The organism is Bifidobacterium sp. W8110, from assembly GCF_016101375.1.
Lineage (GTDB): Bacteria > Actinomycetota > Actinomycetes > Actinomycetales > Bifidobacteriaceae > Bombiscardovia > Bombiscardovia asteroides.
The window spans coordinates 391,334-411,830 of record NZ_JACFQO010000001.1; the positions used below are offsets into that span (position 1 = coordinate 391,334).

Genomic DNA, 20,497 nt, shown 5'->3' on the forward strand with positions numbered 1-20,497 from the left:
ACTAGATTATGGCTATCCGTACATACAAGCCGACGACCGCGGGCCGTCGCAACGCCTCGGTTTCGGACTTTGCCGAAATCACGCGCTCCAAGCCCGAGAAGTCGCTGGTTCGCAAGCTGAGCAAGACAGGCGGACGCAACTCCTATGGTCGCGTCACCAGCCGCCACCGCGGCGGTGGGCACAAGCGCCAGTACCGCCTCATCGACTTCCGTCGCTGGGACAAGGACGGCGTACCCGCCAAGGTTGCAGAGATCGAATACGATCCCAACCGCTCGGCCCGCATTGCCCTTCTGCACTTTGCAGATGGAGAGAAGCGCTACATCATCGCACCGCAGGGAATCAAGCAGGGTGACGTCATCGAGACCGGTCCACAGGCCGACATCAAGCCCGGTAACAACCTGCCTCTGCGCAATATCCCGACCGGCACCATCGTTCATGCCATTGAGCTGCGGCCCCTGGGCGGCGCCAAGATCGCCCGCTCGGCCGGTGCTGCGGTCCAGCTGGTGGCCAAGGACGGAGCCTACGCCCAGCTGCGTATGCCCTCCGGCGAAATTCGTAACGTCGACTCCCGTTGCCGCGCAACGGTGGGCGAGGTCGGAAACAACGACCATGCCAACGTTCAGCTCGGCAAGGCAGGACGCGCCCGCTGGATGGGCCGCAGGCCCATCACCCGTGGTGAATCCATGAACCCGGTCGACCACCCGCATGGTGGACGCACTCGTGGCGGCAAGCCGCCGGTGTCTCCCTGGGGCAAGGGCGAGGTCCGCACCCGCAGGCCCAAGAAGGCCTCCAACAAGATGATCGTGCGTCGTCGTCCAAATGGTAAGAACCGCAAGTAAGGGAGTGTCGGAAAGATGACTCGTAGCATCAAGAAGGGCCCATTCGTCGACGCCCACTTGCAGAAGAAAGTCGACGAGCAGAACGAAAAGGGCACCAAGAACGTCATCAAGACCTGGTCCCGTCGTTCCATGATCACCCCGGACTTCATCGGGCACACTTTCGCTGTGCACGATGGTCGCAAGCATGTCCCGGTCTTCGTCACCGAGGCCATGGTCGGCCACAAGCTCGGCGAGTTCGCCCCCACCCGGACCTTCAGGGGTCACGTGAAGGACGACAAGAAAGCACGCCGCTGAGGCGAGGGAGAGTAGAGACACATGGAAGCTAAGGCAATTGCACGTCACGTTCGCGTGACGCCTCGCAAGGCTCGCCGCGTCGTCGACCTCATCCGAGGCAAGCAGGCGACCGAGGCCGTGACCATTCTGAAGTTCGCCCCCCAGGACGCGGCCGTTCCGGTCCGCAAGTGCCTGGAGAGCGCCATCGCCAACGCGCGTGTCAAGGCGGACAAGGCCAACCAGCCCTTCCGCGAGAACGAGTTGGTGGTTCGGGAGACCTACGTGGACGAGGGCACCACCCTGAAGCGGTTCCGCGCCCGCGCCCAGGGTCGTGCGGCCCGCATCAACAAGCGGACCAGCCACATCACCGTCGTGGTGGCCGACAAGGAAGGAGCCCGATAATGGGGCAAAAGATCAACCCGTTTGGGTACCGACTCGGCATCACCGAGGAGCACCGCAGCAAGTGGTACTCCGACTCCAACAAGGCGGGGGAGCGTTACAGCGACTTCGTTCTTGAGGATGACAAGATCCGCAAGGAGATGAACAAGGACCTGGAGCGCGCAGGCGTCTCCAAGATCGTCATCGAGCGGACCCGCGACCGTGTGCGCGTCGACATCCACACCGCCCGGCCGGGTATCGTCATCGGCCGTCGTGGGGCCGAGGCCGAGCGCGTGCGTGCCAAGCTGGAGAAAATCACCGGCAAGCAGGTCCAGCTGAACATCTTCGAGGTCAAGAACGCCTCCATCGATGCACAGCTGGTGGCTCAGGGCATCGCCGAGCAGCTGACCAACCGCGTCACCTTCCGCCGGGCCATGCGCAAGGCTCAGCAGGATGCCATGAGGGCCGGTGCCAAGGGCATCAGGATCAAGCTGTCCGGCCGTCTGGGCGGAGCCGAGATGAGCCGTTCGGAGTTCTATCGCGAGGGTCGTGTGCCCCTGCAGACTCTGCGCGCCCTGATCGATTACGGCTTCTTCGAGGCCAGGACCACCTACGGCCGCATCGGCGTCAAGGTCTGGATTTACAAGGGCGATATGACCGAGCGTCAGTTCGAGGAGCAGCAGGCTCAGCAGAACAACCGTCCCGGTCGGCGCGGCGATCGTCGTCCCCGTCGTGGCGTCCGTCCCTCCGAGGGGCGTACCCGTCGCGAGCAGGATGCAGCCAAGCAGAACAGCGGTGTGGCCGTGCCGCCGGCGGCGGCTCAGGAAGAGACCGCCTCGGCACCCGTCGCAACCGAAGCAAAGGAGTGAGCCGTGCTTATCCCAAAGAGGACTAAATACCGCAAGCAGCATCGTCCGGGTCGTTCGGGCATGTCCAAGGGCGGCAACGAGATCGCTTTTGGCGATTACGGCATCCAGGCCCTGGCTCCGGCTTACCTGACCAACAGGCAGATCGAGGCGGCCCGTATCGCCATGACCCGGTACATCAAGCGCGGCGGCCGCGTCTGGATCACGGTCTTCCCGGATCGCCCCCTGACCAAGCACGCCCTGGGATCCCGAATGGGTTCCGGCAAGGGTGCGCCCGAGTTCTGGGTGGCCAATGTCCGTCCAGGCCGGGTGCTCTTCGAGATTGGCGGCGTGAGCGAGGATGTGGCCCGTGAGGCCCTTCGCCGCGCCACTGACAAGCTTCCCATGAAGTGCCGGATTATTGCACGTGAAGGCGGTGACATCTGATGTCAGTCGGAACAGCCGAGTATTCCATCAAGAATCTGAATGAAAAGACCAATGCGGAGATCGAGGATTTCCTGAAGAAGTCCAAGGAAGAGCTGTTCAACCTGCGCTTCCAGTCGGCCACCGGTCAGCTGGAGAACACCTCCCGCCTCAAGGCCGTCAAGCACGACATCGCCAGGATGTACACAGTCCTGCGTGAGCGCGAGCTGGGCATCAGCCAGGAGCCCGCCGAAGCAAAGGCCGAAAGCAAAGCTGAGGAGAAGTAAGCATGGCTGACAAGCAGGAGCGCAACTTCCGCAAGGTTCGCAGCGGCTACGTCGTGTCCGACAAGATGGACAAGACCATCACCGTAGAGCTGGAGCAGCGTTCGACCCACCCCCTGTACGGCAAGGTCGTCCGTAGCAACCGCAAGGTCAAGGCCCATGATGAGAAGAACGAGGCCCATGTGGGCGACTTCGTGAGTATCATGGAGACCCGTCCTCTGAGCAAGACCAAGCGCTGGCGTCTCGACTCCATCGTCGAGCGCGCAAAGTAACAAGTTCGGCCAGGCTCCGCATTTCATCCCGCCCCTGTGCGGGGTATCTGCGGAGAACCAGCGCGGCTAAGGAGAATCAATGATTCAGCAGGAATCGCGGCTTCAGGTCGCCGACAACACGGGTGCCAAGGAGATCCTGGCCATCCGCGTGCTCGGCGGGTCGAAGCGACGCTATGCCGGCATTGGCGACGTGATTGTCGCCACCGTCAAGGATGCCATTCCCGGCGGGTCGGTCAAGAAGGGCGAGGTCGTCAAGGCGGTCGTCGTCCGTACGGTCAAGGAGCATCGTCGTCATGACGGCTCCTACATCAAGTTCGACGAGAACGCGGCGGTCATCCTCGGCACCGGTCGTGAGCCCCGTGGCACTCGTATCTTCGGACCGGTCGGTCGTGAGTTGCGCGACAAGCGCTTCATGAAGATCGTGTCCCTGGCACCGGAGGTGATCTGAAGTGGTAGCCAAGATCAAGACAGGCGACCAGGTCAAGGTCATCCGCGGCAAGGATCGCGGCAAGGAGGGCAAGGTTCTGCGGATTCTGCCCAATGACCGCCTGATCGTCGAGGGTATTCAGATCGTCAAGAAGCATGTGCGGGCCACCCAACAGGGTCAGGAGTCGGGCATCGTCCCGACCGAGGCGCCCATCCATCGCTCCAACGTGATGGTCATCGACCCGGAGACCAAGAAGCCGACCCGCATCGGCGTGAACATCAAGGAGGAGGCGCGTGACGGCAAGGTCAAGGTCGTGCGCACCCGCTTCGCCAAGAAGTCAGGCAAGGAGCTGTCATGAGCGATACCACCGTTGAAGCACCGGCAGTCCCTCGTTTGCTGCAGCAGTACCGTGACAGCATTGTGCCCGAGCTGGAGAAGGAGTTCAAGTTCTCCAACCCCATGCAGGTGCCCAGGATCGAGAAGGTCGTGGTCTCCATGGGCGTGGGTGCCGCGGCACGCGACTCCAAGCTGATCGAGGGCGCGGTCAAGGATCTGACGGCCATCACCGGCCAGAAGCCCAAGATCACCAAGGCCAAGAAGTCCGTGGCGCAGTTCCACCTGCGTGAGGGACAGGCCATCGGCGCCTTCGCCACCTTACGCGGCGTGCGCATGTGGGAGTTCCTGGATCGTCTCCTGACCCTGGCCCTGCCCCGCATCCGCGACTTCCGCGGCATCAGTGACCGCCAGTTCGACGGCCAGGGCAACTACAACTTCGGTCTCACGGAGCAGTCCATGTTCCACGAGATCGATCCTGATCAGATCGATCACCAGCGTGGTATGGATATCACCGTGGTGACCTCCACCAAGAACGATCAGGAGGCCCGGGCACTGCTCAAGCAGCTGGGCTTCCCCTTCAAGGAGAACTGAAATGGCAAAAACCGCTCTGAGAAATAAGGCGGCACGCAAGCCGAAGTTCAAGGTGCGTGGCTACACGCGCTGCCAGGTCTGCGGTCGTCCTCATTCCGTCTATCGCAAGTTCGGCCTGTGCCGCATCTGCCTTCGCGAGAAGGCCCATCGCGGCGAGCTGCCGGGTGTGACGAAGTCCAGTTGGTAAAGATCGACGCTGAAGGTCCGCGGCCCCGGCAGATTGCTGCCCGGTGGCGGAAACCACGGCGAGGAAGGGCATAAGCCCACATGACAATGACAGATCCCATCGCAGACATGCTGACACGTCTGCGTAATGCGAGTGCGGCCAAGCATGAAACAGTCGACATGCCGTACTCCAAGTTCAAGGCGAACATCGCGCAGATCCTCAAACGCGAAGGCTTCATCGCCGATTACCGAGCCAAGGAGGCCCGCGTCGGGCAGGATCTGGAGATCACGCTCAAGTACGGTCCCGATGGCCGTCAGTCCATTCAGGGAATCAAGCGCGTCTCCAAGCCCGGTCTGCGCCGGTACGCCAAGTCGGATTCCCTGCCTATGCCCCTGGGCGGGCTGGGAATCGCCATCATCTCGACCAGCTCGGGACTGATGACCCAGAAGGAATGCCTCGACAGGGGCATCGGCGGCGAGATCGTCGCCTACGTATGGTGAGAAAGGAGAGCTGAACATGGCATCGCATATTGGTAAGCTCCCCATCGCCGTTCCGGCAGGTGTGGAGGTGGCCTTCAAGGGCCAGGAATTCACCGCCAAGGGTCCCAAGGGCTCCGACGGATACACGCTGCCCGAGGGCATCACCGGCAAGGTCGAGGGCAATGAGATCATCATGACCCCCGCCGACGAGGACCGCACCACCAAGGCCAAGCACGGACTTAGCCGCTCCATCGTGGCTTCCATGGTCGAAGGCGTCTCCAAGGGCTACAGCAAGCACCTGCAGATCGTCGGCACCGGGTACCGCGTGGTCGCCAAGGGCAAGTCCCTGGAGTTCTCGCTGGGCTACTCGCACACCATCACCGTCGACCCCCCGGAGGGCATCACCTTCGAGACGCCGAACGCCAACGAAGTGGTCGTCTCCGGCATCGACAAGCAGGCTGTCGGCCAGGCTGCGGCCAACATCCGCGCCCTGCGTGCTCCCGAGCCTTACAAGGGCAAGGGCATCAAGTACGCCGACGAGCACATCCTGCGCAAGGCTGGAAAGGCTGGTAAGTGATATGACGGTCTCGATACTAGGCAAAGGCAAGAAGATCGCACGTCTGCGCCGCCATGCCCGTCTGCGCAAGCACGTCTCCGGCACGGCAGAGCGTCCTCGTCTGGTGGTCACTCGGACCAACCGCAACATGATCGCCCAGATCGTCGACGACACCAGGGGTGTCACCCTGGTCAGCGAGTCGACCATGGCTTCGGACTACGGCTCCTTCAAGGGCACCAAGACCGAGGCCGCCCGCAAGGTGGGCGAGCAGATTGCGGCCAAGGCCAAGAAGGCCGGCATCACCACTGTGGTCTTCGACCGTGGTGGCAACAAGTACCACGGAAGGGTCGCAGCGGTTGCGGAAGGCGCCCGTGAGGGAGGTTTGGCACTGTGAGCGACAACGAAACGACAAAGGAAACAACCCAGGTGACTGAAGATTCCACAAACGCTCAGTCCAGCCAGGGTGGCAGAAGAGACCGGAACGACCGGAACGATGATCGCCGCGGCGGTCGTCGGGGCGGTTCCCGTGATGGTCGCAGGGATGGCCGTCGGGGCCGTCGCGATCACGATGACCGTGACGACATGCTCGACAGGGTCGTGACCATCAACCGCGTCTCCAAGGTCCACAAGGGAGGCCGAACCTTCAGCTTCGCGGCACTGGTGGTCGTGGGCGACGGCAAGGGCACCGTGGGTGTTGGCTACGGCAAGTCCCGCGAGGTTCCCGCAGCCATCTCCAAGGGTCAGCTGGATGCCAAGAAGCACATGTTCACCGTCCCCCGCATTCGCGGCACCGTCACCCACCCGGTGATCGGCCACGATGCGGCCGGCACTGTTCTCCTGCGGCCTGCAGCCCCCGGAACCGGCGTTATCGCCGGTGGTCCGGTTCGCGCCGTCCTGGAGTGCGCCGGCATCACCGACATCCTGAGCAAGTCCATGGGATCGGCCACGGCCGTCAACATGGTGCGGGCCACTGTAGCTGCCCTGAAGCAGCTGGAGGAGCCCGAGGAGATCGCGGCACGCCGTGGTCTGCCCCTGGAGGAGGTCGCCCCCGACTCCCTCCTGCGCGCACGTGCCGCCGGTATCGCCGACGAGCGCAAGGAGCGCGAAGAGGCCAAGGCCAAGGCTGACGAGCAGTCGAAGGCAGGTGAGTGATGACCAAGCAGATCAAGATCACCCTGGTCAAGGGCGTGGCTCATGCCACCGACCGCCAGAAGGAGAACGTCAGGTCTCTGGGCCTTCACAAGATCGGCCAGTCCGTCCTGCGTGAGGACACCCCCGTCTACCGGGGGATGGCCGACAAGGTCCGTCACCTGGTGAACGTAGAGGAGGCAGACTGATTATGGCCAGCGACAAGCAAGAGCCCACGATCCTGCAGATGCATGACCTGCGTCCGGCTCCGGGCGCCAAGCGGGACCGCATCCGTGTGGGTCGCGGCGAGGGATCCAAGGGCAAGACCTCCGGTCGGGGCACCAAGGGCACCAAGGCCCGCTACCAGGTCCGTCCGGGCTTTGAAGGCGGCCAGCTGCCCCTGTACATGCGGCTGCCCAAGCTGCGCGGGTTCAGGAGCCCCTTCAAGAAGGAGTACCAGGTGGTCAACCTGGGTGCTCTGGAAGGACTCTTCCCCAAGGGCGGTGAGGTTACCGTCGAGGATCTGGTCAACAAGGGAGCGGTCCGCAAGGGCCACCCTGTCAAGGTCCTGGGTGATGGTGACGTCAAGGAAGCTTTCACCCTCAAGGGCGTCAAGGCCTCGGCCTCGGCCAGAAGCAAGATTGAAGCCGCAGGCGGGTCTGTCTCCGAGGACTGATACTCAATAGGGGGACAGACCGCAAGGCAGACGATTCCGGCCCTCCCCGCTCCAAGCGGGCGGGGGCCGGAACTCGTTTCCGGCCTGGATGCCGTCGGGTTTGACGGAGCCATCGGCTAAGCTGGTCGGAGCAAGAAGGTGCGATGCACCGGGACCAACGCGTGGGCGCGTAGGGAGGGAACTTAGGTGAGGACGTTAATCCAGGCCTTCAGGACCAAGGAGTTGAGGAAGAAAATCTTCTTCGTTCTTGGCATCATCATCATCTATCGCATCGGGTCGTTCATACCTACCCCAGGCGTGGATTATCCCGCCGTGCAGAAGTGCATAACCACGGCCGGCAATGAGGACTTCATCGGCCTGGTGAACCTGTTTTCGGGCGGGGCTCTGCTGCAGCTGTCCATCTTCGCACTGGGCATCATGCCCTACATCACTGCATCAATCGTGGTGCAGTTGCTGCGCGTGGTCATTCCTCGCTTCGAGGCTCTGCACAAGGAAGGCCAGTCAGGCGAGGCCAAACTGACCGAGTACACCAGGTATCTGACCATCGGCCTGGCGGTGCTGCAGTCCACGACCATTCTGGTTACGGCCAACAAGGGTGCGCTCTTCGGCGGTGCCTGTCAACAGCAGGTCATCCCTGACAGTTCCTGGTGGAATATGGGGGTCATGGTTCTGATTATGACCGGCGGCACTGGTCTGATCATGTGGATGGCCGAGCTGATTACCGACAAGGGGATTGGTAACGGCATGTCCGTCCTGATTTTCATCTCCATCTGCTCCGGCTTCCTGCCCCAGCTCTGGAACATCGGTTGGGGAACCAACGGCAAGGACGGCGACTGGGTTAAGTTTGGCATTGTCGTGACTGTCCTGCTGGTTATTCTGATTCTGGTCGACTACGTGGAACTGGCTCAACGTCGTATTCCCGTCCAGTACACCCGCAGGATGATTGGCCGCAAGATGTACGGCGGCTCTTCCACCTACCTGCCGCTCAAGATCAACATGTCAGGCGTGATTCCTCCCATCTTCGCCTCCTCTATTCTGGCCATTCCCACCCTTATCGCTCAGTTCGGCAATTCCGATCAGAACTGGGTGAAGTGGATTGATGCCAACATGGCCAACACGACCTCGGTCTGGTACATCGTGCTCTACTCGGTCATGATTGTCTTCTTCTGCTTCTTCTACACTTCCATCACCTTCAATCCCGATGAGACGGCCGACAACATGAAGGAGTATGGCGGCTTCATCCCGGGTATCAGGGCCGGACGGGCCACCAGCCGGTACCTGTCATACGTGATGAATCGACTGAACACAGTGGGTGCCATCTACCTGCTCTTTGTGGCTCTTATTCCTACGGTGCTGATCATGTTGCTGAAGATCAACTCCAAGCTGCCCTTCGGCGGCACCACCATTCTGATCATCGCCGGCGTCGGCCTGGACACCCTGCGCCAGGCCAGGGCTCAGACCGAGCAGTTCCAGTACACCGGCTTCCTGCTGGAGGGTGAACACAAGGAGGGCTGACCTTTCGGTCAGAAACCTGCAAGCGGTGTCAAACCATAACAGATGAAGGTCCGACCCCGGCCCTTGGTGGCATGGGGCCGGACCCTGTCATATTCGGAAGACCGTTTGCATGGGTTTGGTGGGTGGAACCTTTATTGGGTCAGGCAGCCGCTAGCATACGTAAATGAGGGTTCTGCCCGGCCAAGACAGTTACGGCCGTCCGTGGCCGGAGAGCTAGGAACAATGGAATATCGAACAAAGGATAGGGAATGGTACAGCGACTGTTGATCATGGGACCTCAAGGTGTTGGCAAGGGCACGCAGGCGGCTTTGCTCAGCAGGCATTACGGGATTCCTGCCATCTCCACCGGCGACATTTTCCGCTACAACCTGAAGAACGGAACCGAGTTGGGCAGGCAGGCCAAGGCTTACACCGACAAAGGTGAACTGGTTCCAGACGAGCTGACCAACAAGATCGTCAAGGACCGCCTTGGCATGGACGACGCCGCCCAGGGCTGGATTCTGGACGGCTACCCCCGTTCGGCCTCCCAGGTCGAGGCGCTGGACAAGATGCTCCAGGAGCTTGGCACTCCGCTGACGGCAGTGGTGGCCCTGGATGCCGACCATGACGTGCTCATGCAGCGCATCGCCAAGCGGGCCAGGGAGGAGGGGCGGGCCGACGATACCCCCGAGGCCATCGCAAAGCGTTTGGATATCTACGCCAAGGAGACTGCCCCCCTGCTGGACACCTATAAGTCCCGTGGCCTTCTGGTCGCAGTGGATGGCCAGGGCGAGGTCGACCAGATCTTCAAGGAGATCATCACCAAGTTGGACGAACGCTGATTCATAGCCTGTCAGGCGAGAGGCCTTCGCCGATTCAATCAACCGTAAGTATGCCTTGTTCAGAACCCGCAGGCAAGACTCGCTGGTAAGACTGACTGAAGCATGGAAGCTGCATGACCCCAAGGGATTCCAAGGGGCGTGACAGCTTCTTTTTGTGGAGGGCGGAAATCACCGCGCGTCCGCCCAACCCTGGCGCACAGGATGATAGCCTAGGTTGATTCAGCCCCTCTTACGAGGGTATTGCATGTCGGTGATTGGCCGTAAAAGATAGAGAAACCAGTACAGAAACAGAAGAGGTCCATTTGAAGGGGTCTACGGCATCCGTGGTCAGATCGGATAAACTGGAACCAGCGCGCCCGAAGCACACCATCCGTACCATTCTGCGCTCACTGCGCGAATACCGGAAGGCCAGCTTTCTGGCTCCGGCCTACGTCTTTCTTGAGAGTGTTCTTGAGATTGTGATCCCGACCATCATGGCCTCCCTGATCGACCAGGGGGTCTCGGGGAGATCCATGCCGGCCATCTTCAAGTTCGGTTTGATACTGTTGGCCTGCTCGGCCGTCTCCCTGTTCTCCGGGTTCATGTCCGGGCGGTATGCGGCCATCGCCTCTTCCGGCTTGGCCAGGAATGTCCGCAGCGATCTGTTCGCCAAGGTGCAATCCTTCAGCTTCACCAACATCGACCGCTTCTCCACAGGATCCATCATCACCAGGCTGACCACCGATGTGACCAATCTGCAGAACGCCTATCAGATGGTCATCAGGGTCGGGGTCAGGGCGCCGATCATGGTCATCGTGGCCTGGCTTTTTTCTTACAGGATCTCCAGGCCCATATCTCTGGTCTTCCTGATCGCCATCCCTATCCTGGGCTTCGGGCTGATCGGCCTGTCCCTGCTGGTTCACCCCATCTTCGAGCGGGTCTTCCACACCTACGACCACCTCAACAACGTGGTGGACGAGAACCTTCAGGGCATCAGAGTGGTCAAGTCATACAACCGTGAGGATTACGAGGAGCGCAAATTCAACGGTATTTCTTTGGCCATCTACCGGGCCTTCTGCAAGGCCGAGCGGATCATGAGTCTGAACCCGGCACTCTTGAACTTCTGCATCTATGCCTCTCTGTTGGTCATATCCTGGATGGGAGCCTCCCAGATCGTGGCCTCCGGGAACAATGCTGCCCTGGGGTTGACCACGGGCGATCTGACTGCACTGGTCACCTATGCCATCCAGATCATGATGGCCATGAACATGGTCTCCATGATCGTGGTCATGGTCGTCATCTCCCAGGCTTCGGCGGAGCGCATATGCCAGGTGTTGGACGAGGTCAGCACCGTGCATGATCCCGCCGAGCCGGTCACGAAGGTGGCCGACGGATCCATCAGCTTCCAGGATGTGACCTTCCGCTACTCGGACCGGTCCGAACGTCCTGTTCTGAGCCACATCAATCTGGACGTTCCCTCGGGCTCCACACTGGGCATCGTGGGCGGCACCGGTTCCTCCAAATCCAGCCTGGTCCAGCTCATTCCCCGCCTCTATGACGTGACCGAGGGGTCCCTTCAGGTGGGTGGGGTGGACGTGCGCCAGTACGACCTGACGGTCCTGCGCGACCAGGTGGCCATGGTGCTCCAGAAGAATGTCCTCTTCACCGGGACCATCGCCGAGAACCTACGCTGGGGCAATCCTGATGCTTCGGACGAAGAGCTGGTGCGCGCCTGCACCCTGGCCCAGGCTGACGGTTTCGTGCGGGAGTTTCCCGATGGCTATCAGACCTACTTGGACGAGGGTGGCACCAACCTCTCTGGTGGCCAGCGACAGCGTCTGTGCATCGCACGGGCCCTTCTGAAGAAGCCCGACATCCTGATACTGGATGACTCAACCAGCGCCGTGGACACCAAGACCGACCAGCTGATCCGTCACGCCTTCAGCCAGGAGATTCCCGACACCACCAAGATCATCATCTCCCAGCGCCTGGCCTCTGTGGAGGACGCTGACATGATCGTGGTCCTTGAGGAGGGCAAAATCCTGGACAAGGGCACCCACCGGGAGCTCCTGCGAACATGTCAGGAGTACCGCTCCATCTACGAATCACAGACCAGGAACCAGAGCGAGGGGGACAAGGACCATGAGTGACGGATCATTCAAGAATCGCAAGCCCCGCTTGGACAAGGCCGCGCCGGGAACGACCCGTCGCATTCTGAGCTACCTGTTGACCTACCGCTGGCAGCTGGCGGTGATCGTGGTATGCATCATCATCAGCGCCGGGGCCCAGGCGGCATCGGCCTTCTTCCTCCAGCCGCTGATCGACCACTACATCCTGCCGCTGGTCGGGGCCGCCGACCCTGATTGGGGACCGCTGATGAGGACCCTGATCCTGATGGGCTGCCTCTATGCGGTGGGAACCTTCTGCTCCTGGTTCTGGAATTGGCTGATCGTCAAGGTGGAACAGGGTACCTTGAAGACCATCCGCGACCAGATGTTCGCCCACCAGCAGGAGTTGCCCATCGGTTTCTTCGACACCCATGAGCACGGCGACACCATGAGCCGCTACACCAACGACACGGATACCCTTCGCCAGGCCATCTCCCAGTCCTTCCCGCAGATGGTCTCCTCGGTCCTGTCCGCCCTGGCAGCCCTGATCTCCATGCTCTGGCTCTCCATTCCCTTCACCGTCCTGACCCTGGTCTTCGCGGCGGTCCTGATTGTGGTGGTCCGGGTTCTGGTCACCCGAAGCGGCCGTTACTTCGTTCACCAGCAGCGCTATCTGGGCCAGGTGAACGCCTTCGTTGAAGAGGCCGTCAACGGGCAGAAGGTCATCAAGGTCTTCAACCACGAGGATGCCACCGCCAGGGTCTTCGAGGCCAGGAATGAGGAGCTCTTCCAGGCCTCGGCCAAGGCCAACACCTACGGCAACGTCACCATGCCGGTCGTAGGCAACATGGGCTACCTGCTCTATGTCATCCTGGCCATCGTCGGCGGGCTGGCCGGCATTGCGGGCATGGGCAACGTAGGACTGACCGGGGCAGGGCCGCTGACCCTGGGAACCATCGTCTCCCTCCTGACCCTTTCCCGCTCCTTCATCAACCCAATCGGGCAGGTCTCCATGCAATTCAACATGGTCATGATGGCCCTGGCAGGTGCCTCCCGGATCTTCGACCTGATGGACCAGCCCGTCGAGTCCGACCAGGGTACGGTCAGATTGGTCAGCGTCGAACTGGCCTCGGACGGCCGGACCATGACCCCTGTCGACCACGAAACCGGGCACTGGGCCTGGAAGCGCGAGGCCGATGACGACGGCAGGCGCTCGCTGGAGGCCGCCATGAAGCTTCCAGGCGACGCCCGGGACGTGGCCCTGAAGGCTAAGGATCAGGCAATCACCTCTCCCGACGGGCGATACACCCTCCTCCAGGGGGATGTGCGATTCACCGACGTCAGCTTCGGGTACGACCCGAGCAAGCCCGTCCTGCACGACATCACCTGGTTCGCCAAGCCCGGGCAGAAGGTGGCGCTGGTCGGTGCCACTGGTGCCGGCAAGACCACGATCACCAACCTGATCAACCGCTTCTACGACATCCAGCAGGGCCAGATCCTCTATGACGGAATCGACGTGAGGAACATCCGCAAGCCTGACCTCCGCCGCTCCCTGGGCATCGTCCTTCAGGACGTCAACCTCTTCACAGGCACCGTCCTGGACAACATCCGCTACGGGCGCCTGGATGCCACTGACGAGGAGTGCATCGAAGCAGCGAAGATGACCAACGCCGACAGCTTCATCCGCATGCTTCCCCAGGGCTACCAGACCGTTCTTGAGGGGGATGGAAGCGGACTGTCCCAGGGTCAGCGTCAGCTGATCTCCATTGCCAGGGCGGCGGTGGCGGATCCTCCGGCCATGATCCTGGATGAAGCCACTTCCTCAATCGATACCAGGACCGAGGAGGTGGTCCAGCAGGGCATGGACGCACTGATGCGCGGCCGGACGGTCTTCGTCATCGCCCACCGGCTCTCTACGGTTCGCAACTCCGATGTGATTATGGTCCTGGACCACGGGAGGATCATCGAGCGCGGCAATCACGATGAGCTGATAGCCAGGCATGGCGAGTACTACCAGCTCTACACCGGAGCCCTGGAACTGGAGTAGGGCTCTCCGGGATTGTCGAAGGTCGAAGGAAGGTACCGAAAGGTATGATCCGGGATTAAGTGAACGTCAGCCTAGGAGGTCGGTCCTTGATGGGCCGACCTCCTTTCATGTGTATGCATCCGCCCATTTCGGCATTCGCCCCGAGCCAGAGGTCACTGGTCAGTCATATCAATTTAGTAGCAATTTTTTAATACTTTCAAACAATTTATGCTGTTCCAAGGGCCGATTCCGATTCTAGACTGAGAGCAAATATATACAGTTTTGCTGAGCAGACAAGGGGCTGATGACCATGGGCGTCACAGTGAAGGTCACAGAGCTTGCGATTCCCACCTACGGGATTGGAAAACCGGACAAGAATCCGCAATTTATTGAAAACCGAGTCTACCAGGGCTCTTCCGGACGGGTCTATCCCTACCCGGTCATCGAGACCATCTCGGACGAATGCAAGGATCAGGACTACAAGGCGGTCATCCTGGAGAATGAATACCTCGAGGTGACCGTCCTGCCCGAACTGGGCGGACGCATCCAGTATGCCCGGGACAAGACCAACGACTATGACTTCGTCTACCGCAACCGGGTCATCAAACCTGCCCTGGTAGGCCTGACCGGTCCCTGGATCTCGGGGGGCATCGAGTTCAACTGGCCGCAGCACCACCGGCCCAGCACCTTCCTTCCGGTGGACTGTACGCTGAAGGACCTGCCGGACGGTGGCAAGGCGGTGGTCTGCCACGATACCGACCGCATTTACGGCACCCAGGTCATCACCACCATCGCCCTGCATCCCGGGGTCAGCGTCATCGAAATCTCCGCCCGGCTCTACAACGGCACGCCCCTGCCTCAATCCTTCCTCTGGTGGGCCAATCCGGCAGTGGCGGTCAACGAACATACCAGGACCGTCATGCCACCCGATGTCACTGCGGTCATGGACCACGGCAAGCGCGATGTCTCCCGCTATCCCATCGCCACGGGTACCTACTACAAACACGACTACTCCCAGGGAGTGGATATCAGCCGCTACAAGAACGTGCCGGTGCCGACCTCATATATGGCGGCTCATTCGGACTATGACTTCGTCGGCGGCTACGATTTCTCCCGGCAGGCGGGCATTCTGCATGTGGCTGACCATCACATCTCCCCGGGCAAGAAGCAGTGGACCTGGGGTTGCGGGGACTTCGGCCACGCCTGGGACCGCAATCTGACCGATGCCGACGGCCCCTACGTGGAGCTGATGACCGGGGTCTTCACCGACAACCAGCCTGACTTCACCTGGCTCAAACCCTACGAGGGCAAGACCTTCACCCAGTACTTCATGCCCTACAAGCAGGTGGGGCTGGTCAAGAATGCCAGTGTGGATGCGGCCCTCAACCTGGAAGTTGGCCCCGAGCAGACCTTCGGGGCTGCCGGCGAGCGTGAGGGGATCGAGGCTCAGGGGCTGAAGGCTGGGCAAGGGCGAATCACCGTCTACGCCACACGGCTTCAAAAGGAAGCGCGGATCCGGGTCTGTGCCGATGACGGGGCCATCCTTTACCAGTGGCAGGGCACCCTTGGCCCGGACAATCAGGTCAGGGCCGAATTCGAGACCGGTGATCGTCCGGCCACAGCACTGACAGCCCGAGTGGAGGATGCGCAAGGGCGGCTCCTGGTAAGCTATCGTCCGCAGCCACCCGCCGGAGGCAGGATTCCCGAGCCGGCACAGGCTGCCGATCGGCCTGAGCGTATAGGCACCAACGAGGAACTGTTGCTGACCGGTCTGCACCTGGAGCAGTACCGCCATGCCACCTACCGGCCTGATCCTTACTACCTGGAGGGGCTCAAGCGTGACCCGGGCGATGCGCGCATCAACAACGCCTACGGCCGACTTCTGCTTCGACGCGGCGACTTCGCCGGAGCCGAGCAGCACTTCCGCAGAGCCATCAAGCGGTTGACCTGGCGCAACAGCCAACCCTATGATTCCGAGGCTCATTACAATCTGGGTCTCGCCTTGAGCTATCAAGGACGAACGGATCAGGCCTATGACGCCTTCTACAAGGCCACCTGGGACGATGCCCAAAAGGAACGGGGCTTCTTCTGCCTGGCCTGCATCGCGACCTGTCGCGGCCAGCTGGAACAGGCATTGGACTTTGTCCAGCGCGCTTTGACCCGCAACACCGACAACATCCGGGCTCGCGGACTCAAGGCCTATCTGCTGCGCCGGCTGGGCAGGCAGGATCAGGCGGACCAAGTGGTCAGCGAGAACCTGGTTCTGGATCGGTTCGACTTCGTATCCGGCTACGAGCGGGTCTTGGCAGGCGGTGATCCGGACGAGCTGTCCGGACTGATGCGTGGGGATTACCTCAATCTGCTGCGGACTGCCCGTGACTACGCTGCCTTCGGCGCCTATGAGGAGGCGCTGCAACTACTGGGCCAAGCCGATCAGCACCAGCCCATGATCCGGTATTATCAAGGCTGGTATCTGTACCTGCTGGGTCGAGAAGATCAGGCCCTTCAGGCCTTCCAGGCCGCCGAGGCTGCGCCTTCGGACTACTGCTTCCCCAATTCCCTGGATGATATAGCCCCCCTGCGCATGGCCATGACTCTGGTCGATGGTCCCAAGGCAGCCTATTATCTGGGCTGCCTCTACTACGACAAGTCTCTGACGGACCGGGCCATCAAGCTTTGGGAGCATTCCAGGCGATTGGATCCCGACTTCGCCACTGTTCACCGCAACCTGGCCATCGCCTACGGCAACAAGCGACACGATTGGCAAGCCGCCGAGCGGGAGATCGAGACCGCCTGCCGGTTGGATCCCGAAGATGCCAGGGTCTTTCTGGAGCGGGATCAGCTTCATCGGCTGATGGGCTGGAGCTTTGCCCGTCGACTGACTGAATTTGAGAAGCATCCAGAGGTTGTGTCATGCAGGGACGATCTCTATATCGAATACCTGAGCCTGCTGAACCAGACCGGCAGCTACGAACAGGCCTATCGGCTGATGAGCAGCCGACGCTTCCACCCTTGGGAGGGCGGCGAAGGCAAGATCACCGCCCAATACCGAATCTCCCTGAAGCTGATGGCCAAGGATGCCATGGCGGCCCAGGACTGGGGCCGTGCCGCAGATCTGCTGGAGCGAGCCATGAGCTATCCGGAGAACCTGGGCGAAGGCAAGCTGGAAGGTCAGAAGGACAACGATCTTCACTACTACCTTGGGCTGGTCAGACGAGCGGCAGGTGACAAGGAGTCTGCGGATCAGGAGTTCCGTCAGGCCTGCCTGGGCTCCGGGCAGGTGGGAGAGTCGCTCTACTACAACGACCAACCCGCCGAGATGGTCCTCTTCCAAGGACTGGCCCATCAGGCCCTTGGCGAGCAGGGTCCGGCAAATGCCTGCTTCTACCGGCTGCTGGACTTCGGCGAGCAGCATTTGGATGACCATGCGGAAAAAGATTACTTCGCAGTCTCCCTGCCTGACTTCCTGACCTTCGATGCGGACTATACCCGCATGAACCGGGTTCACTGCCTCTACCTGATGGCTCTGGCACGCATCGGCACAGGGCAGATCGCCCAGGCTCGGGAGTACCTGAAGCAGGTGCTGGAACTGGACGCCGGCCATATTCAGGCCGGGTTGTTCACTGACGAGTTGGACCACAGAACACTTCTTACCGGGAGGAAAGCATGATTGAGGTTGCATTGACTGGAGCCTGGCGGGTTCAGTCCCCGTCCCAGCTGCAGGGAACCGTCCTGTTGCCAGGTACGCTGGACACCAACGGACTCGGACATGATGATCAGGAGCTGTCCGCTACCTATGGCAGCGGCAAGCCCGGCCCAATCGGCTCTCGGCTGACCAGGCGGCATACCTTTGAAGGAACGGTCAGACTATCCCGACGGATTAGATGGTCTCCGCAGCCTGGGCAGAGGGTCTTCCTCGAGGTGGAGCGCGCTCGCCGCCTGGAGGTCAGGGTCGGTGAACGTCTGGCTGAACCCTACCGTCCTCAGACCTTGAATACCCCGCATGTCTTCGAGCTGACTGGACTACTGACGGGCGATGACCTGTTGCAGGTGGATTCCGACAACGCCTACCGAGGCATGCCCCACGACGCAATCCTGGATTCCTCGACCGCCACTGATCACACCCAGACCAACTGGAACGGGCTTCTGGGAAACATCGGCCTGCGTGTGGAGGAGGACACCTTCCTGGATGGCATTCGTGCCTACCCCCATGGCGATGTGCTGATCGTAAAGGCTGACGTGGATTCGCGCCAAGGATTCCATGGTCGCTTGAGGGTTTCTTCAGACGCGCTGGCCCAACCTCTGGAGGTCGCTGCAGATCTGGAGCCTGGGCGGCGAACTCTGACCTGGCCAGATCTGCCGCTTGATGCCCATGCGGATCGCTGGGACGAATACCAGGGCTGTCTGCACGAAATAACAGTTGAACTCCTGACACCGGACGGATCCAGGGTGCTCTCTCGGGTCAGCACGGATTTCGGCATCCGCGACTTCGCAGCCGATGAGCAGGGGAGACTGACTCTGAACGGCAGGGCCTTCTTTCTGCGTGGCGAGGCCAATTGCGCTGAGTTTCCGCAGACCGGTTTCCCGCCCATGGACGTGGGCTCCTGGATTCGCATTCTGGAGGCCTACCGGTCATACGGAGTGAATGTGGTCCGCTTCCATTCGCACTGCCCGCCCGAGGCGGCCTTCATCGCAGCAGACCGGATGGGGATGATGATGCAGCCCGAGCTCTCCCACTGGGACTGCCATCATGCCTTCCAGGAGGATGTCAGTTATCGCTACTATCGCACCGAACTTGAGCAGACACTGCTCTTCCTGGCCAACCATCCCTCCTTCGTCATGCTTACCCTGGGCAACGAGCTGTGGGCTGATGCGACCGGCCACGAGCGCATGGCTCAGCTGATTGAGGATGCACGAGGCATTGACGACACCCGGCTCTATGCCAACTCCTCCAACCCGCACTATGGTCAGCTTGGCAGCGACGACTGCAACGAGATTTATACCTCCGAGTTCTACAAGGGCCACGACCTGCGCTGCTGCTTCGCCGACATGCGTGGGTCCACCAACGCAGTTCATCCGGGCACTGCCCACAATTTCGAGGATTCCATGCAGGCAGTGCGCAAAGAGTGCAAGGTGCCGGTCTACGGCTTCGAGGTCGGCCAGTATGAGGTGCTGCCGGACTTCCGAGAGATCGAGGAGTTCACCGGGGTCACCCGTCCTGACAATTACGCAATGATCCGTGACAGGGTCCGTGAATCTGGCCTGGATCAGAGCACCTGGCTGGACTGGGTGGCCGCCACAGGAGAACTGTCGCGGATCTGCTACCGGGAGGAGGTGGAGTCCGTCCTGCGGACACCCTCCATGTCGGGGCTTTCGTTGCTGGGTCTTCAGGATTTTCCCGGGCAGGGCACGGCTCTGGTGGGCATGATGGATGCCCATCTGCACCCCAAGCGTTTTCCTTTCGCCCGCCCTGAACGCTTCCGGTCCTTCTTCACGGACCAGTTGCCGTTGGCTGTCATGGGCCGCTATGCCTATACCAGCCGGGAGGAGCTCTCAGGGGCGGTCAAGGTGGCCAACTACGGCCGGCGCGCGCTGCAGGGTGATCTACGGCTGCGGTTGCAGGGCCAGGGGGTTGATCTGGAGCATGTCTTCCCCAAGGTCACCTGCCCGGTGGGCAAGCTGACTGATCTGGGAGCCTTCGAACTGCCCCTGAATGGCATTCGAGGCAGCCAACGCTGCCGTCTGAGTCTGGAGATTGACGGCGTGACCAACGTCTATCCGATCTGGGTCTACCAGGACAGCCGGCCTGGCCGACCGGACGGCTTGTACGAGACCAGGAGGTTCGACCAGCAGGCACGTCGGGTCCTTGATCAGGGGGGCACGGTCTATCTGAGTCCCGACTCCACGGCCCAGTCCCTGCCCAGATCCGTTCAGGCCCACTTCTCCACGGACTTCTGGTCAGTAGGGACGTTCAAGGACCAGAGCGGTACCATGGGGCAGTTCATCCAGGCTGATCACCCTATTTTCGCTGATTTCCCGACTGAATCGCACACTGACTGGCAGTGGTGGCCCATGGCCACCCAGCGGGCCATCATCCTGCCTGAGCGCTACCAGTCCATCATCACCGAGATGGACAGCTACGCCTACCTGCGACCCATGACACAGCTGCTGGAATGCCGTTGCGGGAAAGGCCGGCTTCTGCTCTCCTCCATGGGCTTGCAGAATCTGACCGAATATCCGGAGGCCCGGGCCCTTCAGGCCAGCATCTACCGGTATCTGGGCTCCGAGGATTTCAACCCGGGCCAGAGGATTGAGCCCGAGGTCATCGGGCAGCTGGTCGCCTGAGTCCTGTTTTCTGCTGAAGCGCAATAAGGG

Annotated in this window: 23 protein-coding genes; all 23 read left to right on the forward strand. The window is 61.1% G+C overall.

What is annotated here, in order from left to right; all coding sequences use genetic code 11:
* Positions 1-8 precede the first annotated feature (8 nt).
* The 23 genes from rplB (at position 9) to H3T88_RS01670 (ending at position 20,467) form a co-directional block, all read left to right on the forward strand.
* Complete coding sequence (rplB, locus tag H3T88_RS01560) at positions 9-839, forward strand: 50S ribosomal protein L2 (RefSeq protein ID WP_015022356.1); 831 nt, start codon at positions 9-11, stop codon at positions 837-839.
* Between the two features lie 15 nt (positions 840-854).
* Positions 855-1,133, forward strand: a complete 279-nt coding sequence (rpsS, locus tag H3T88_RS01565) for a 30S ribosomal protein S19 (RefSeq protein WP_015022355.1) — start codon at positions 855-857, stop codon at positions 1,131-1,133.
* 21 nt (positions 1,134-1,154) lie between these two features.
* Positions 1,155-1,514 carry a 50S ribosomal protein L22 gene (rplV, locus tag H3T88_RS01570; protein ID WP_015022354.1) on the forward strand — a complete coding sequence of 120 codons (360 nt, stop codon included), beginning with the start codon at positions 1,155-1,157 and terminating at the stop codon, positions 1,512-1,514.
* A complete protein-coding gene (gene rpsC, locus H3T88_RS01575) occupies positions 1,514-2,359 on the forward strand; it encodes a 30S ribosomal protein S3 (RefSeq protein ID WP_110417605.1) in 846 nt (281 codons plus the stop codon). The genes rplV and rpsC overlap by 1 nt, the downstream gene beginning before the upstream one ends.
* 3 nt (positions 2,360-2,362) lie before the next feature.
* Complete coding sequence (gene rplP, locus H3T88_RS01580; protein WP_015022352.1) at positions 2,363-2,782, forward strand: 50S ribosomal protein L16; 420 nt, start codon at positions 2,363-2,365, stop codon at positions 2,780-2,782.
* Complete coding sequence (gene rpmC, locus H3T88_RS01585) at positions 2,782-3,045, forward strand: 50S ribosomal protein L29 (RefSeq protein WP_015022351.1); 264 nt, start codon at positions 2,782-2,784, stop codon at positions 3,043-3,045. The genes rplP and rpmC overlap by 1 nt, the downstream gene beginning before the upstream one ends.
* Positions 3,046-3,047: 2 nt before the next feature.
* Positions 3,048-3,314, forward strand: coding sequence for a 30S ribosomal protein S17 (gene rpsQ, locus H3T88_RS01590; protein WP_015022350.1), 267 nt, complete (start codon positions 3,048-3,050; stop codon positions 3,312-3,314).
* 79 nt (positions 3,315-3,393) lie between these two features.
* Positions 3,394-3,762, forward strand: a complete 369-nt coding sequence (gene rplN, locus H3T88_RS01595) for a 50S ribosomal protein L14 (protein ID WP_015022349.1) — start codon at positions 3,394-3,396, stop codon at positions 3,760-3,762.
* Position 3,763: 1 nt separating this feature from the next.
* Positions 3,764-4,099, forward strand: coding sequence for a 50S ribosomal protein L24 (gene rplX / locus H3T88_RS01600; RefSeq protein WP_015022348.1), 336 nt, complete (start codon positions 3,764-3,766; stop codon positions 4,097-4,099).
* The gene (gene rplE / locus H3T88_RS01605) at positions 4,096-4,668 is read left to right on the forward strand and encodes a 50S ribosomal protein L5 (RefSeq protein WP_015022347.1); all 573 of its coding nucleotides are present in this window, start codon (positions 4,096-4,098) and stop codon (positions 4,666-4,668) included. The genes rplX and rplE overlap by 4 nt, the downstream gene beginning before the upstream one ends.
* Position 4,669: 1 nt before the next feature.
* Positions 4,670-4,855: a type Z 30S ribosomal protein S14 gene (locus H3T88_RS01610; protein ID WP_015022346.1), complete on the forward strand. Its 186-nt coding sequence runs from the start codon at positions 4,670-4,672 to the stop codon at positions 4,853-4,855.
* A gap of 80 nt (positions 4,856-4,935) precedes the next feature.
* On the forward strand, positions 4,936-5,334 hold the full coding sequence (gene rpsH, locus H3T88_RS01615) for a 30S ribosomal protein S8 (protein ID WP_024626787.1): 399 nt from the start codon (positions 4,936-4,938) through the stop codon (positions 5,332-5,334).
* Between the two features lie 16 nt (positions 5,335-5,350).
* Positions 5,351-5,890, forward strand: coding sequence for a 50S ribosomal protein L6 (gene rplF, locus H3T88_RS01620; RefSeq protein WP_015022344.1), 540 nt, complete (start codon positions 5,351-5,353; stop codon positions 5,888-5,890).
* Between the two features lies 1 nt (position 5,891).
* Positions 5,892-6,263, forward strand: coding sequence for a 50S ribosomal protein L18 (rplR, locus tag H3T88_RS01625; protein ID WP_015022343.1), 372 nt, complete (start codon positions 5,892-5,894; stop codon positions 6,261-6,263).
* Positions 6,260-7,021, forward strand: a complete 762-nt coding sequence (rpsE, locus tag H3T88_RS01630; RefSeq protein ID WP_015022342.1) for a 30S ribosomal protein S5 — start codon at positions 6,260-6,262, stop codon at positions 7,019-7,021. Before rplR ends, rpsE begins: the two co-directional genes overlap by 4 nt.
* The gene (gene rpmD, locus H3T88_RS01635; protein WP_015022341.1) at positions 7,021-7,206 is read left to right on the forward strand and encodes a 50S ribosomal protein L30; all 186 of its coding nucleotides are present in this window, start codon (positions 7,021-7,023) and stop codon (positions 7,204-7,206) included. The genes rpsE and rpmD overlap by 1 nt, the downstream gene beginning before the upstream one ends.
* Positions 7,207-7,208: 2 nt before the next feature.
* Positions 7,209-7,673, forward strand: coding sequence for a 50S ribosomal protein L15 (rplO, locus tag H3T88_RS01640; RefSeq protein WP_015022340.1), 465 nt, complete (start codon positions 7,209-7,211; stop codon positions 7,671-7,673).
* Between the two features lie 186 nt (positions 7,674-7,859).
* Positions 7,860-9,188 carry a preprotein translocase subunit SecY gene (secY, locus tag H3T88_RS01645; protein ID WP_015022339.1) on the forward strand — a complete coding sequence of 443 codons (1,329 nt, stop codon included), beginning with the start codon at positions 7,860-7,862 and terminating at the stop codon, positions 9,186-9,188.
* 248 nt (positions 9,189-9,436) lie between these two features.
* A complete protein-coding gene (locus H3T88_RS01650) occupies positions 9,437-10,009 on the forward strand; it encodes an adenylate kinase (RefSeq protein WP_198203307.1) in 573 nt (190 codons plus the stop codon).
* A 323-nt stretch (positions 10,010-10,332) separates the two neighbouring features.
* A complete protein-coding gene (locus tag H3T88_RS01655; RefSeq protein ID WP_415873716.1) occupies positions 10,333-12,138 on the forward strand; it encodes an ABC transporter ATP-binding protein in 1,806 nt (601 codons plus the stop codon).
* Positions 12,131-14,143 (forward strand): ABC transporter ATP-binding protein, encoded by a 2,013-nt coding sequence (locus H3T88_RS01660; protein WP_198203309.1) that lies wholly within the window; start codon positions 12,131-12,133, stop codon positions 14,141-14,143. Before H3T88_RS01655 ends, H3T88_RS01660 begins: the two co-directional genes overlap by 8 nt.
* Before the next feature lie 283 nt (positions 14,144-14,426).
* Entirely contained in the window at positions 14,427-17,792 is a 3,366-nt protein-coding gene (locus H3T88_RS01665; RefSeq protein WP_198203310.1) for a DUF5107 domain-containing protein, read from the forward strand.
* A complete protein-coding gene (locus H3T88_RS01670; protein WP_198203311.1) occupies positions 17,789-20,467 on the forward strand; it encodes a hypothetical protein in 2,679 nt (892 codons plus the stop codon). The genes H3T88_RS01665 and H3T88_RS01670 overlap by 4 nt, the downstream gene beginning before the upstream one ends.
* Positions 20,468-20,497: the final 30 nt, after the last annotated feature.

Coding starts and splice junctions, on each gene's coding strand:
- rplF (WP_015022344.1), top strand. CDS start 5,351: ATGGCATCGCATATTGGTAAGCTCCCCATCGCCGTTCCGGCAGGTGTG.
- rpmD (WP_015022341.1), top strand. CDS start 7,021: ATGACCAAGCAGATCAAGATCACCCTGGTCAAGGGCGTGGCTCATGCC.
- H3T88_RS01650 (WP_198203307.1), top strand. CDS start 9,437: ATGGTACAGCGACTGTTGATCATGGGACCTCAAGGTGTTGGCAAGGGC.
- rplR (WP_015022343.1), top strand. CDS start 5,892: ATGACGGTCTCGATACTAGGCAAAGGCAAGAAGATCGCACGTCTGCGC.
- rplN (WP_015022349.1), top strand. CDS start 3,394: ATGATTCAGCAGGAATCGCGGCTTCAGGTCGCCGACAACACGGGTGCC.
- rpsQ (WP_015022350.1), top strand. CDS start 3,048: ATGGCTGACAAGCAGGAGCGCAACTTCCGCAAGGTTCGCAGCGGCTAC.
- H3T88_RS01670 (WP_198203311.1), top strand. CDS start 17,789: ATGATTGAGGTTGCATTGACTGGAGCCTGGCGGGTTCAGTCCCCGTCC.
- rpmC (WP_015022351.1), top strand. CDS start 2,782: ATGTCAGTCGGAACAGCCGAGTATTCCATCAAGAATCTGAATGAAAAG.
- H3T88_RS01665 (WP_198203310.1), top strand. CDS start 14,427: ATGACCATGGGCGTCACAGTGAAGGTCACAGAGCTTGCGATTCCCACC.
- rpsH (WP_024626787.1), top strand. CDS start 4,936: ATGACAATGACAGATCCCATCGCAGACATGCTGACACGTCTGCGTAAT.
- rplB (WP_015022356.1), top strand. CDS start 9: ATGGCTATCCGTACATACAAGCCGACGACCGCGGGCCGTCGCAACGCC.
- rplO (WP_015022340.1), top strand. CDS start 7,209: ATGGCCAGCGACAAGCAAGAGCCCACGATCCTGCAGATGCATGACCTG.
- rplE (WP_015022347.1), top strand. CDS start 4,096: ATGAGCGATACCACCGTTGAAGCACCGGCAGTCCCTCGTTTGCTGCAG.
- rpsS (WP_015022355.1), top strand. CDS start 855: ATGACTCGTAGCATCAAGAAGGGCCCATTCGTCGACGCCCACTTGCAG.
- rpsC (WP_110417605.1), top strand. CDS start 1,514: ATGGGGCAAAAGATCAACCCGTTTGGGTACCGACTCGGCATCACCGAG.
- rplV (WP_015022354.1), top strand. CDS start 1,155: ATGGAAGCTAAGGCAATTGCACGTCACGTTCGCGTGACGCCTCGCAAG.
- H3T88_RS01610 (WP_015022346.1), top strand. CDS start 4,670: ATGGCAAAAACCGCTCTGAGAAATAAGGCGGCACGCAAGCCGAAGTTC.
- H3T88_RS01660 (WP_198203309.1), top strand. CDS start 12,131: ATGAGTGACGGATCATTCAAGAATCGCAAGCCCCGCTTGGACAAGGCC.